Annotated in this window: 12 protein-coding genes; 2 read left to right on the top strand and 10 right to left on the bottom strand. The window is 34.6% G+C overall.

The features are described from left to right. Positions 1-117: 117 nt before the first annotated feature. The 3 genes from ACEN2H_RS12110 to ACEN2H_RS12100 form a co-directional block, all read right to left on the bottom strand. The gene (locus ACEN2H_RS12110; RefSeq protein ID WP_441732721.1) at positions 118-633 is read right to left on the bottom strand and encodes a GNAT family N-acetyltransferase; all 516 of its coding nucleotides are present in this window, start codon (positions 631-633) and stop codon (positions 118-120) included. Positions 634-820: 187 nt separating this feature from the next. Beyond that, the gene (locus tag ACEN2H_RS12105; protein ID WP_441732719.1) at positions 821-1,816 is read right to left on the bottom strand and encodes a YhdH/YhfP family quinone oxidoreductase; all 996 of its coding nucleotides are present in this window, start codon (positions 1,814-1,816) and stop codon (positions 821-823) included. Between the two features lie 598 nt (positions 1,817-2,414). After that, a complete protein-coding gene (locus ACEN2H_RS12100) occupies positions 2,415-2,594 on the bottom strand; it encodes a hypothetical protein (RefSeq protein ID WP_441732717.1) in 180 nt (59 codons plus the stop codon). An 872-nt stretch (positions 2,595-3,466) separates the two neighbouring features. Here ACEN2H_RS12100 and ACEN2H_RS12095 point away from each other — a divergent pair. Beyond that, a complete protein-coding gene (locus tag ACEN2H_RS12095) occupies positions 3,467-3,979 on the top strand; it encodes a fasciclin domain-containing protein (RefSeq protein WP_441732715.1) in 513 nt (170 codons plus the stop codon). A 493-nt stretch (positions 3,980-4,472) separates the two neighbouring features. Here ACEN2H_RS12095 and clpB read toward each other — a convergent pair whose 3' ends face one another. Then, positions 4,473-7,079, bottom strand: coding sequence for an ATP-dependent chaperone ClpB (gene clpB / locus ACEN2H_RS12090; RefSeq protein WP_441732713.1), 2,607 nt, complete (start codon positions 7,077-7,079; stop codon positions 4,473-4,475). A gap of 145 nt (positions 7,080-7,224) precedes the next feature. On the opposite strand from clpB, the gene ytxJ reads away from it, so the two are divergent. Continuing rightward, complete coding sequence (ytxJ, locus tag ACEN2H_RS12085) at positions 7,225-7,614, top strand: bacillithiol system redox-active protein YtxJ (protein WP_441732711.1); 390 nt, start codon at positions 7,225-7,227, stop codon at positions 7,612-7,614. 72 nt (positions 7,615-7,686) lie between these two features. On the opposite strand, the gene ACEN2H_RS12080 is transcribed toward ytxJ, so the two are convergent. The 6 genes from ACEN2H_RS12080 to ACEN2H_RS12055 form a co-directional block, all read right to left on the bottom strand. Continuing rightward, positions 7,687-8,847 carry a hypothetical protein gene (locus ACEN2H_RS12080; protein WP_441732709.1) on the bottom strand — a complete coding sequence of 387 codons (1,161 nt, stop codon included), beginning with the start codon at positions 8,845-8,847 and terminating at the stop codon, positions 7,687-7,689. Beyond that, complete coding sequence (locus tag ACEN2H_RS12075; protein WP_441732707.1) at positions 8,831-9,829, bottom strand: DUF2157 domain-containing protein; 999 nt, start codon at positions 9,827-9,829, stop codon at positions 8,831-8,833. Before ACEN2H_RS12075 ends, ACEN2H_RS12080 begins: the two co-directional genes overlap by 17 nt. Before the next feature lie 135 nt (positions 9,830-9,964). Beyond that, complete coding sequence (argH, locus tag ACEN2H_RS12070) at positions 9,965-11,245, bottom strand: argininosuccinate lyase (protein WP_441732705.1); 1,281 nt, start codon at positions 11,243-11,245, stop codon at positions 9,965-9,967. Positions 11,246-11,341: 96 nt separating this feature from the next. Then, complete coding sequence (locus tag ACEN2H_RS12065; protein ID WP_441732703.1) at positions 11,342-12,412, bottom strand: M20 family metallo-hydrolase; 1,071 nt, start codon at positions 12,410-12,412, stop codon at positions 11,342-11,344. Positions 12,413-12,462: 50 nt separating this feature from the next. Continuing rightward, positions 12,463-13,248 carry an acetylglutamate kinase gene (argB, locus tag ACEN2H_RS12060; protein WP_441732701.1) on the bottom strand — a complete coding sequence of 262 codons (786 nt, stop codon included), beginning with the start codon at positions 13,246-13,248 and terminating at the stop codon, positions 12,463-12,465. Then, a complete protein-coding gene (locus ACEN2H_RS12055) occupies positions 13,238-14,185 on the bottom strand; it encodes an N-acetylornithine carbamoyltransferase (RefSeq protein ID WP_441732699.1) in 948 nt (315 codons plus the stop codon). The genes argB and ACEN2H_RS12055 overlap by 11 nt, the downstream gene beginning before the upstream one ends. Positions 14,186-14,243 lie beyond the last annotated feature (58 nt).

Here is a 14,243-nt window from a genome sequence, read left to right as displayed (position 1 = left end):
TACAGTTTAATTTATGCGGGATCAAATTAAGTGCTTTTTTGTCATTTTAATTGGTTTAAATATCTAAATCAATGGTAATGATCAGTAAAAAATGCTATTGGATACTTCAGTTGTGCTTCAATTTTCTTTTAATTTAATTTGAAACAAACTTACAGTAGCATTTTTATAATGCGCGGGTAATCCGTCAGTATTCTGAAGTTTTAATAATCCCAAAAAATCAAAACCACACTTTGAATAGTAACTAATAAGTCCTGGATTGTCCCCAACAGTGTCCATCCGAATAAATTTTTTATTATTATCGAATGCATATTTTTTTGCCCATTCTACTATTTGTCCAACTAGGTTGAGTCCCCTAAAGTCGGGGTTTGTCGCAATTCTGTGAATGTATATTGATGGGTCATTATTTTTTTCTTCCCAAATTTGTGGGTCGTTGAATGTTGTCGCCCAAACACAAACAATTTTATTATCTATTACTATTTTCCATTGTCTACTCTCTGCAATTTCGGTTTCAACCAAATTTCGCTCAAATTCAGGCCAATGCCCAGTAAACCTAGTTTTCTGAAAGTCTGTTGCAATTTTATATAGACGAAATATTTCAGTTATATCTTCTTCGATGCTATTTTTTACTTTCATGTTTTTATATCAAATTGGTTACTTTATCACCCTGTATAGCTCTTAACATTTTGACTCTTGAAGTAGCTACAGAGATAAAAGCAGAGTATTTTGAGCTCACGAAAATACGAAAATAAATAAAAAGTCCATCGAGTTCGTAAAGAGTTAAATATGCTTGTTGCCGCAGGTTCTTCTTCTTTAACTTGTTTTACTTACTTAATTTTAAAACGGTACGACCTTTTAGTTTTCCTTGAAGCATTAAATTTATTTTGCTCTCTAGTTCATCAAGCGTGATATCGACACAGGTATCTGATAATTGTGAAGGTTTCCAGTCTTGGGCAAGTTTTTTCCAAACCAACTCTCTGTATTTCAGTGGGTAATTCTGAGAGTCAATACCTATTAGGCTAATGCCTCTTAAAATAAAGGGGAATACGGTCAGGTCTATCTTTGGTGATGCAACATTACCACAACAAGTTACCGCTCCCATTGGTGCTGTGGATTTGATTATGTTTTCTAAAATTACACCACCAACGGTATCTATACCTCCAGCAAATAGTGGTTTTAATATTGGTCGTTTGTCTAAATTTTCGAAATCGCTACGGAGAATAATTTCTTTTGCACCTAAATTAGTCAAGTAATCTCGTTCGGACTCTTTACCTGTAATCGCAACTACGAAATAACCTAATTTGGCTAGAATAGCAACACTTAATGACCCAACCCCTCCCGTAGCTCCAGAAATAATAATTTTTCCATCTTCTGGTTTTACTAATTCGGTCAGGCGTAACACTGAAATTCCAGCCGTTAACCCAGCCGTACCATATATCATCGCTTCTTTCATCGTAAGGTTTTCAGGCAATTTAACAGCCCATTCCGAAGGAACGCGAATATATTCACTAAAACCTCCATCGGTATTCATACCTAAATCATAACTGGTAACAATTACTTTGTCATTAATACTGAAAGATGAATTTTCAGCTTTCACAACTACACCTACTGCATCAATTCCTGGTGTGTGGGGATAATTTTTTGTAACTCCTTTGTTTCCAGTAGTGGAAAGAGCATCTTTATAATTTAAAGAGGAATAGGAAACTTTAATTAATAAATCAGCTTGTGGCAGATCCTCGATGTTTCTTGTCTTAACTGTTCCTGTAAACTTCCCTTCTTTTTCCTCTACAACAAAAGATTTAAATTCTTGTTTTTCCATAATTTTATTATTTGATTTTTATCAAAGTTATTTTTGTTTGAATATCCTAAGAACAACCCAATGGCTTTGTTCGTGTTTTCGGATTTAATCCATTTTCTTTAAAAAACTAAAGTCCTTGTTCTGATAATTATTCATTATTTAAATGTTCTTTCGGAATATTGTCCTAGTTGGTAGACAATTAAAACCAGAAGGAATGAAAAACCCATGTGTTTTTCTAAAAGACCGTATTCTGATAAGATTAACAATATTATAGCTAAAAATACTATAAAAATCGAATTGAACATTCTTTTCTGTGTCTTTATTTAATTTTGATTTGTACTTTACTCCTTAATGATTGACAATTTGTTTCTTCATTTTACGAATGTACATAAAGACAATTTTGCTACAGGTATCGATGTTTTAATTACCACTATTTTTCTTTTGATTAAAATCTTTTTAAGCGCTAAAATCTTTTTTAAAATGGTCTGTTGTTTGGGAATATCCAGATTGGGTGTAGGGTAGTGCATTATTATCTACCTGAACATAAAGATTATGTTGGAGTAACAAGCTTTAAAAATATGGCAGCTACATTTTTTAGCGCATTTGTGTTTAAGTAATTTTAACTTAATACCCATTTTATAGCAGCTTCTACTGTACTAAATGCTTTAGATTTATAACCTTGATCTTGAGCCTTAACTAATAGCGGAATCATAACATCACTAGGACCTTCAGTTACTACAGCTATTTTATAGTTTTTAAAGACATCAATATGTTTTTTATAAAAATCTGAGATCGCCATATACTCTCTAATATTTATTTTAAAATTTGAATTTCGGTAATCTAGAATAAATCCTTTTTTTTCTTTGGGGATTAATTCATTTTGAAAAGCATATTCCCACGAAGACTCGATATCCTCAATAGTAATCGAACCAAAATACGTTTTAGTTAATATTTTTGTCGAATTACTAAAACTATAATAAACTTCTTTTCCATTGAAAACTGTAACTAAATTATTAAGCTAAAGGTATAAAAAATAAGTTAAAGGCTTAAATAAAGCATACACGTGCACATGTCCTTTCTGATATGCTATTGTGAAATTATAATATGTATCAAAATGTTTCTAAGTTTTATAAAATTATAAAAATAGAACTAATTCCGCTTGATTTACACATTATCATTTGGCAAAAGAAAACTAATTGTCTTACTATACTAGTGAAAATATTTTTTATTTATCTTGTGCTTATTTGTTTAAAAGGTATTGCATGTTAGTAAACACCAAAGTCAATATTTTATTACTGAGGTTCAATAGGAAAGTGGTCATTGTCCTATCGTGAGATTAGCTAGGCAGTTGTCTGTTCTAGTGGCTAACCTTTTGAAACATCAAAATAGTGAAGTAATTATTATAGTAACGGGTGCTTTGAAGTGCCATAGGAGAAGTATCTGCTTTTGGCAGGAATTCTGGACAAAAGAAACTTTGTATTTGATGCTTTATCGTTTAGGAGGAATATTGAAAGATTTGAAAGGCAAACAAATAATAATTTTCCATAAAAAAATTAAACATGTAAATATTAAACCGGCAACTATTGTTTAATAAAAATACAATTAAGTTAGACAAAATGAAATTTTAATCGTATATTTGTAGGAATATCAAAACAATTAAAAACATAAATTATGAAAAAATTAGTTCTTATTTTAACCGTTACAATGACCTTATTTTTATCGAAACAAGCTACTGCGCAAGAAACAATAGTAGATGTTGCGGTTGGAAATGAAGATTTTTCAACTTTAGTAGCCGCTTTAAAAGCTGCCGACTTAGTTGGCGCTTTGCAAGCTGATGGACCATTTACCGTTTTTGCTCCAACAAATGATGCTTTCGCTAAAATTGATTCTAAAACGTTAAATTCTCTTTTAGAAGTAAAAAACCAAAAAGCATTAGCTAATATCTTAACATACCACGTAATATCTGGAAAACTTACTGCCACTGACGTCGTAGCAGCTCTAAAGAAAGGTAATGGAATGGTAGAATTAAAAGCACTAAATGGTCAAGTACTGACTGTTATGCAAAAAGATGGTAAAATTTGGTTGAAAGACACAAATGGTAATTATAGTGAAATCGCTGCTACAGATGTTATGGCCAGTAATGGTGTAATTCATGTAATAAACAGCGTTGTAATGCCTAAGTAATTTCTAATTACTTACTATATTAAATAAAGCCCTGATAGTTCGGGGCTTTTTTACTTTAATATTATTTCAATTTTTTTTTTTGGAGCTAAATTCTATAAAGAACTTTATTCTCACTATTGGGGTGATAATATTAAACTGCAAGTTCTATGTGTCTCCCGCAGTCAATCCCTTGTCATAACTTGTGTTTTAAAGGGATTCTATACATCATAGATTTTAGCGTGGGATAGCGGGCTTCAGATAATTATAATTTTCTGTTTGAGCAAGGATTTTGCGGCAGTACTTATATAGTTTACGGTTCCCTTTTTTCGAACTGAAAATTGTTTTTAGTAATTATTACGGCTGTTCGTATTTTTTTTGCAAAGAGTTTGTGGCAAAATAAAAGGGATATGGAAAAAAAAAGTACAGGAAAAGATTATATGTTGCGTTCCTTAAAAAGGAACAAAAAAGCACCAACCTTGCGGTAAGTGCTTTAGTACTACAAAAAAATAAATAATTATTCTACTAATTCGGTTTGATTTCTAAAGACTAATTCTCCATCAAAGGCATCCAAGAGAATATAACTTTCTGTGGCAATTTTACCTGCCAGAATTTTTTTGGATAATTGGTTGAGAACGTCTCGTTGTATCACTCTTTTTACCGGTCTGGCGCCAAATTGGGGATCAAATCCTTTTTCGGCTAGATAGGCAATAGCTTCTGGAGTGGCGTCCATAGTGATGCCTTGTAGGGCTAACATTTTAGTAATACTTTTTAATTGCAAGCTAACAATTTTAGTTATGTTTTCACTACTTAATGGAGTAAACATCACAATTTCATCGATACGGTTTATGAATTCTGGACGGACGGTTTGTTTCAATAAACCAAGCACTTCTACTTTGGCAGCTTCTGTGGCCGCTTCCATGCTTCCTTTTAGATTTTCAAATTTTTCCTGTATGATTTGGCTTCCCATATTTGAAGTCATTATGATAATGGTGTTTTTGAAGTCGGCCAAGCGTCCTTTATTATCTGTTAATCTTCCCTCGTCTAATACTTGCAATAAAATATTGAATGTATCTGGATGCGCTTTTTCAATCTCATCCAATAATATCACAGAATATGGTTTTCTACGCACGGCTTCGGTCAATTGTCCACCTTCTTCATAACCTACATATCCGGGAGGTGCTCCCACTAATCTGCTAACGCTATGGCGCTCTTGGTATTCGCTCATGTCAATACGGGTCATGGCATTTTCATCGTCAAAGAGATATTCGGCTAAGGCTTTCGCCAATTCCGTTTTTCCTACTCCTGTAGTTCCAAGGAAAAGAAAGGTTCCTACTGGTTTTCTCATGTCCTGCAAGCCAGCACGACTTCTACGAACTGCATCACTTACGGCTTCGATAGCTTCTTCCTGACCTACCACCCGATGGTGTAGTTCTTCTTCTAGATGCAGTAGTTTTTCGCGTTCTCCTTGTAGCATTTTCATTACAGGAATTCCGGTCCATTTAGCTACTACTTCTGCAATATCTTCCCGAGTCACTTCTTCTTTAATTAGGGAGCTTCCACCAGATTGATTTTCGACTAATTCTTTGTGTAAAACGTCTAATCGTTCTTGGGCTTCCTTGATTTTTCCGTAACGAATTTCGGCTACTTTACCATAATCCCCTTCACGTTCTGCACGCTCTGCTTCATATTTAAAGTCTTCAATTTCTGTTTTGATAGCTTGAATGCTATCAACAACATCTTTCTCGGATTTCCATTTGGCATAAATTTTATTTCGGTCTTCTTTGAGGTTGGCTAAATCCATTCCTAAAATTTTCAGCTTGCTCTCGTCTTTTTCTCTTTTGATGGCTTCGATTTCAATCTCTAATTGCATCACTTTTCGATCCAAAACATCTAGTTCTTCTGGTTTTGAATTGATTTCCATGCGGATTTTTGAAGCTGCCTCGTCCATCAAATCAATCGCTTTATCTGGAAGAAAACGATTGGTAATATAGCGTTGGGAGAGTTCGACAGCAGCTATAATAGCTTCATCTTTTATTTGTACTTTATGGTGTGTTTCGTATTTGTCCTTGATACCACGCAAGATGGAAATGGCACTTTCGGTATCAGGTTCTTCGATTATTATTTTTTGGAAACGGCGTTCGAGGGCTTTGTCTTTTTCGAAATATTTTTGATATTCATCTAAGGTTGTTGCACCAATGGCTCTTAATTCTCCACGAGCCAAAGCTGGTTTCAGTATATTAGCAGCGTCCATAGCTCCTTCGCCACCACCAGCGCCAACGAGAGTGTGGATTTCGTCAATAAACAGCACAATGTCCCCCTCTGCGGAAGTCACTTCTTTTACGACGGCTTTTAGACGTTCTTCAAATTCCCCTTTGTATTTTGCACCAGCTATTAGCGCTCCCATATCAAGGGAAAATACAATTTTGTTTTTTAAATTGTCTGGTACGTCACCATCTACAATTCGATGTGCTAGACCTTCTGCAATAGCAGTTTTCCCCACTCCGGGTTCACCCACTAGCATCGGATTGTTTTTTGTTCTACGAGTTAATATTTGCAAAACTCTTCTAATTTCTTCATCACGACCAATTACGGGGTCTAATTTTCCGTTTTTGGCTAATTCATTTAGATTTTTTGCATATTTATTGAGTGAATTGTAGGTCTCCTCAGCAGAGGCAGAAGTAACTCTTTCTCCCTTTCTCAACTCATCAATAGCGGCTTTCAACCCTTTCTCAGTAACTCCTTGGTCTTTTAGTATTTGTGCTACTTTACTTTTAGAAGCAAAAATGGCTAATATTAAATGCTCGATAGAAACAAACTCATCATTCATTTTACCCGCAATAATTTCCGCTTCATTCAAGGCGGAGTTTGCTGTTCTAGAAAGCATGATTTCGCCACCAGTAACCTTCGGGAAACTTTGAATAGTACTATCCAGAATCTGTAGAAATAAAGGCACATTAACATTCAGTTTCTTTAAAATAAAAGGAGCTACATTTTCGTCCACATCAAAAATAGCTTTGAAAACGTGTTCGTTTTCTATTTGCTGTTGCCCAAAACCCTGAGCTAATTGTTGGGATAGCTGAATGGCCTCCTGTGATTTTATAGTAAATTTATTTATGTTCATGATTTTATAGTTTTAAGAGTTATTTAGGTAACTTTGCTATTCGATAATCAAGTTGTATTCCAATACAATAGTACAGACAAAAAGGCATATAAAACATGATTATTATCATATAAACTATTAAAAATGACTTAATTACAGACAAAACATGAGTTTTTTTAAAAATATCTTTAGTGGTTCAGAGAACCAAGATAATGCAGCAAGTAAAATGAACTGGAATGAATTAACTGCTGTCGAGCAGCTAAATGAAATCATAACTCTTTCAAATGAAAAGCCAGTAGCCATTTTTAAACACAGTACACGTTGCAGTGTGAGTAGAATGGCTTTGAAACAATTTGAAAATGAATTTGACTTCTCAGATAAAGTTACACCTTATTTTTTAGATTTAATAGCCTATCGAGATGTTTCTAACGAAATAATGAATCGTTTTGGGGTACAACATCAATCGCCTCAATTAATCCTGATTAAGGAGGGGAAAGCAATCTATAGCGCCACTCATAGTGATATAGATGCTGGAGTTTTGAAAACTAAAGTATAGGTTTCCATTTCAGAAATAAAATAGTTTACCGCAAATTCGCAAATTATCAGTTGGCGGATTTGCGGTGTTTTTTTAAAATTCTCCCCCAGAGCCTCCGCCACTAAAATCACCGCCTCCAAATTCCAAATTGGATTCCTGAACTGTTTCTGGCTGTAAACCGAGCTGCGAAACGATTAGTGCTTCGGCATTAATAAAAGCATTGGCATTTGTAAAACGATCTGGTTTGAATGTAATTCCCGTTGTATTGTTTTTTAATTTTTTTATTGCAAAATAAGTAAAAGCAAACAGTACTAATCCTGCGATGGTCAAGAAACCTTCAATAGATAATACTGCATAGTAAAAACGAATGCTATAAATGGAAAATATTAGTGCCATTGAGCCTATCCAAAGCATTAGACGGTCCATTCTTAATAAGGAATACACTAAATAAACTGACGGTACAATAAAGGTGAAGGCATAGAAGAAAAACGCAAATGGAATATCGCTATTTGGAGCAACCCCTGTACCAAGTAATGCAACCGAAAGTTCTCGCACCACAAGATAATTTCCCGATAGGTAAAACAGAATAAGCCCAAAGCAATTGGCCAACAAAACGCCCCTATGATAAAAAGGGTCTTTTAAATTTTTTAGTGTTGTTTTACTGTAAAAATAAATGCCTGCCGAAAATAACATCATAACAAACGGTAAAATGGTTTTTCCTATGGCGCCAAACTCAAACAAGGTATAAATCAAGGTAGTAGTGGCGGCCAAACAAAATAGCAATGCCATTAATAAATGGACGTACCGAAGGTAGCTCAGCAAGGAAGTAATCATAATTGTTGAGGCAATTATTAGTCCATTTCCATCTGTTGAAATTCCTACGGCTATAGCTAATGTTAATTGCGTACCAAGTAAAAAAGCATCGTCAAGGCCATACCCATAATATTTTTGTTTGGCCAAAAGTTCTGTTCCCGCAAAACCTAAAATGGCATATAAATAAATTATAATGACATAATTATCATCAATCGCTTGGTAACTAATTAAAGCCAAAAATCCGCAAATAGAAGAATATAAAAAGGAGCCAAGTAAGAAAAAACCAGCTCGAATAAATATGTTTTTTTGGCTTTTAGGAACTGTTAATTCATTAGAAATCAGATTGTATTGGTCTTTATTTATAAAGCCAGCTGCCTTTAAAGAAAGTGCTTCTTCCTCCAGAGTGACGTTTTCTAATTCTGTTTTATCGTATACTATCATTAGTGTTATTTTTATTGAATTTTTTAATAAGTCGAATAAATAAAATTATAGAACCAATGAAATAAAAAGGAGCTATGTATAATACTGGAAGAAGAAAATCAGAGATAAGTGCTAAATCAATAAGTTCAAAAAGAAAAATATTGATTCCTACGTAAGCATATATAATAGTAAAGACGAATAAAGAAACAGATTTAACTTTATAACTTGATTTATAAAAATAATAAGATGAGGCTAGTAACAGTAATCCAAATATTCCCCAATAAGCATTGAACAAGTTATTGATACATGAAATACTGATTAGGTGTAGGGCGAAAGTAAGATATATTAAATTGAAATGGGTTTTTAAAGCTATTTTAGTACTATAGATGGACCAAAGAATTAATATAACTCCTAAACCAATTGCTGAATAACTTAATGTAGTTGTTTCGTAAAAATCATTATGAAGCAATGATTGTGGACTTACAGATAAACCAATATATGCGGCTAGGCCCGTTATCGCAATTGATAAGATACTTTTATTATCAAAATAATACGCACAAAATAATCCAATTGCTGTGGGGATTAATGTGGCTAAGTCGTAGTGGGTGCCAAATGCGGTGTATTGAAATTGAAGATAACCTATGAAAATACAAATCAATAGTACAGCAGTAAGAATTAAGTAGTCAAATAGTGGGTTTTCAAAATTAGTTTCTTGTTTCTTAAATCCAACAGTATTTTTAAAACTGAAATAAAAACAAATTGCTGCTACAATAAACAATAAGGAGAGAATAGCGATATGGCCAATGCTATCAATGTTTTCATAAATTAAAATACCTATACCTGAAGTAAATAATAAAACGGACATATACAAGAAAAGTTTGAGCTCCGTATACAATGAGAAAATATTTAAATCGCGATAGCTTGTAATTTGGTCTATTTGCTCTTTGTCAATTAAATTTTTCTCAAAGAGTCTATTTGTCGCATTTTCTTCAAATCTTCTCATACGATCTATTTTACTATTAGTAGCCTTATCAAATATATATTGTTGTTTTATAAAGTAGGTTTATTTTGTTAAATTAGTTAAAAACATCCATTTTTATTAGGTATGAGTCATATTTTAAAAAAAAATATTGATAGTTTAATAAGTTAGATTCATTTTTGTCTTAATTTCTTCTAAACACAAATTATTGATACTTCCCTCATGGGTGTGTTTGGTTTCTTTTGGTGATTCGAAGGTGCCGTTTTCTAATTGTTCAGCAACCGCTTTATATGCATCTCTAAAAGGGATTCCTGCAACTACCATTTCGTTTAAAGTATCAACAGTAAACAAATAATTGTATTTTGGATCCGCTAGGATATTGTCTTTTACTTTGATGTCTTTGATAGAGAAAATAGCAATATCCAAACAGGCCTGGAGATTTTGAATGGCTGGAAATAACCCTTCTTTTAGCAATTGCAAATCTCTGTGGTAGCCGCTAGGAAGGTTATTTGTGATTAAAGTAATTTCGTAAGGCAAGGCTTGGATTTTGTTGCATTTACCACGAATCAGTTCAAAAACATCTGGGTTTTTCTTGTGTGGCATAATGCTGGAACCCGTTGTAAGATGCGCTGGTAAACCGATAAAGTCAAAATTCTGACTCATGTATAAACACACATCCATAGAAAATTTAGCCAAGGTAGCTGCAACGCTACTCATAGCAAAAGCCACTGTTTTTTCCGATTTTCCACGGCTCATTTGTGCCGCTACCGAATTGTATTTTAAGGTTTCGAAACCCAATTCTTTTGTGGTAAACGTTCTGTCGATTGGGAACGAACTTCCGTAGCCTGCAGCTGAACCTAATGGGTTTTGATCCACGACTTTCAAGGCGGCATTTAACATGGTAATATCATCAATCAAGGTTTCGGCGTAAGCTGAAAACCACATTCCGAAAGACGAAGGCATCGCAATTTGTAAATGTGTGTAACCTGGCAACAATACGTTTTGGTGTTTCTCTGCCGATTCCATCATCAGGTCAAAAAGGGCTTTTACTTGCTCTTTTAGCTCTTTGACAACGTCCTTTAAATACAAATTAACGTCTACTAGAACTTGGTCGTTACGAGATCGGGCAGTATGTATTTTTTTTCCTGCATCACCTAGTTTTATGGTTAGCAGATATTCTATTTTAGAATGCACGTCTTCAAAACTATCTTCGATAACGAAGTTTCCTTTTTCGACATCAGTGATGATTTCCTCTAAGGCTAAAACCAATGAAGTGGTTTCTGAATCTGTAAGAAGTCCTATTTGTCGAAGCATTTTTGCGTGAGCGATAGAGCCTAAAGCATCATATTTTGCCAAAACCAAATCTAGGTCTCTGTCGTTTCCAACAGTGAATTGTTCTATTTGTTTATCGGTTGGTATTCCTTTTTCCCAAAGTTTCATAATTTTTTATTTTTAGCCCTGATAGTAGCGGCATCCTCTTGTGGCGGGTTTCGCCACAAGAGATATAGCGTATAGCAGGATTAGCTCCTAATTATTTTATTGCTTTAAAAAGTCTCCAAGTATTTTGATGTACAAGTGGATTCCTTCTTCGATTTCGTCCAAATATATAAATTCGTCAGCAGAGTGTGACCGTAAAGTGTCTCCAGGTCCCATTTTAAGCGATTTGCAGCTCAAAACGGATTGATCTGATAGAGTAGGGGAACCATAAGTTGTTCTTCCTAAGGCAATGCCCGCTTGAACTAATCCGTGCGATACTGGAATAGAGGAGGCGCTTAAGTTCATGGAACGCGGCGTTACTTCAGCATCCACATTTTCTTTGACCGTCTGTAAAATTTCCTGATTCGTGTAACAGTCGTTTACGCGAATGTCAACTACCAAATCACATTCTGATGGCACGACATTGTGTTGTTTTCCAGCATTAATCTGAGTTACGGTCATTTTTACAGGACCTAATTGCTCAGATATTTTCTCGTAACTATAGTTTTTGAACCATTCCATCACTGGAATTGTTTTGTAAATTGCGTTGTCTGCGTTTTGATGTGCTGCGTGACTTGGTGTCCCTTTTACTTTGACATCAAGTACTAATAATCCTTTTTCGGCTATGGCCAATTGCATTAAGGTAGGTTCACCCACAATTGCACATTCTAGTTCTGGTAGACTTTTCAGTACACTATTCAATCCTTTTTTACCGCTGCTTTCTTCCTCGGCAGAAGCCACAATGACGATATTATAAGGTAGGTTTTGATGAGCATAAAAATAAACAAAAGTAGCTAAAAGAGAAACGAGACAGCCTCCTGCATCATTGCTTCCCAGGCCGTAAAGCTTGCCATCTTCTACAATAGCTTTCAAGGGATCTTTTGTATAGGCTTGGTTTGGTCTTACAGTATCGTGATGGGAATTCAGTAAAAGGGTAGGTTTGCTTTTGTCAAAATTAGCGTTGTAAGCCCACACATTATTGTTTTCTCTCTCGAAAGGAATTTCGTTGTTATTGAACCATTTTTCGATTAAAGCTGCGGTTTGTTCTTCTTCGCTAGAAAAAGATTGGGTTTCTATCAGGTTTTTTAATAATACAATTGCTTCTTGAGTAAGTGTTTCTCTATTTTTCATGTTTTACTATGTTTTGCCTTAATCCTTTATTTATGGAAGTGGCTAACTTTTTATAATTCAATACTAGTATGAATAGTGTCTGTATTTTGCAGCATGTTGTGATGCCCAATTTGTATTTTTTGAACTCCCTTAGACAAGCTGTTGAAACAGTTATCTAATTTAGGAATCATGCCAGAATGGATGGCTTTCTCGGCTTTTAGTTTAGCGTATAATTCTTGATTCATTATTTTGATTACTGATGAATCATCCTCAGCATCATATAACACCCCTGGTTTTTCAAAGCAATAGTTTAAGGTTACTTCAAAAATTGCTGATAAGGCAATGGCTAATTCGCTTGCAATCGTATCTGCATTGGTATTTAGTAATTGTCCTTTTTTATCATGCGTTATAGCACAAAATACGGGAACAATACCGCTTGAAATTAAAGTTTCCAGCAAGGCTGTATTTACTTTTTGCACATCCCCTACAAAGCCATAATTAATGGTTGGATGATTTCTTTTTTCAGATTGGATTAAATTTCCATCGGCTCCAGAAAAACCCATCGCATTGCAATCATTGGCTTGCAATTGTGCTACGATATCTTTATTGATTTGGCCCGCATATATCATTACAACTACTTCGAGCATAGCGGCGTCAGTTATGCGCCTACCATCAATCATTTCAGGGACGAGATCAATGCTTTTTGCCATTTTAGTAGCAGATTTGCCACCGCCATGAACCAATACTTTATGGCCTTCAATCTTTGAAAAATCAGATAAAAATTGTTTTAGTTCTATTGAGTCATCAATAATATTTCCGCCAATTTTAACTACCGTTATGGGTTTCTTATTGTTCATTTTCTAATATTTTTTGCAAGACCAATTGCGCTGCATAAGTCCTATTATTGGCTTGCTTGATGACAAGGGAGTTTTTACTATCCAACACTTCATCAGAGACGATTACATTTCGCCTAACAGGCAAGCAATGCATAAATTTGGCATTATTTGTCAATTTCATTTTCTCGGCAGTAACGGTCCAGTTCGGATCTGAATTAGTGATTTTTCCATAATCACTATAACTACTCCAGTTTTTTGTATAAATAAAATCGGCATTTTCAAAAGCCTTATTTTGGTTGTATTCGATTGTTGAATTCTTTGTAATTTCAGGATTCAATTCGTAGCCTTCGGGATGTGTAATTACAAAATCTGCATCTTGTAACTGCATCATTTCCACAAAGGAATTGGCTACAGCTTGAGGTAAAGCTTTAGGATGTGGTGCCCAAGATAAAACTACTTTGGGTTTGTACTTTGTTTTGTTTTCTTCCATTGTAATGGCATCGGCCAGCGCTTGTAATGGATGTCCCGTGCAACCTTCCATATTGACAACTGGCACTGTCGCAAACCTCAGGAAACCCGCCAAAACGGTCTCGGCATTGTCTTTTTCCTTGTCGACTAAACCAGCAAAAGCTCTTACGGCAATAATGTCACAATATTGTGAGACTACTTCGGCAGCTTCTTTGATATGTTCCGAAGCACCTTGATTCATAATAGCTCCATCTTCAAATTCCAGAGTCCATCCTTCATTGGTAAAATTCATTACCATGACATTCATCCCTAAGTTTAAAGCTGCTTTTTGAGTACTCAAACGAGTCCTTAAACTGGGGTTGAAAAACAACATACCTAAGGTCTTGTTTTTACCTAGTTTTTTATTTTTTAGCGGCTTTTTTTTAATTTTTATTGCTGCTTGTACCCATTCTGATAATGAGTCGATGTTTTTTACAGATATGTAGTTCATTTTTTTATAGGTTAATCGTTTATTTGTTTAATCGAATAACCGATTAAACAAATAAACA

This window comes from Flavobacterium sp. W22_SRS_FP1 (assembly GCF_052113685.1).
GTDB lineage: Bacteria > Bacteroidota > Bacteroidia > Flavobacteriales > Flavobacteriaceae > Flavobacterium.
The sequence above is the reverse complement of the archived record's forward strand: the minus strand, read 5'-3'. Positions and strand labels throughout refer to the sequence as shown.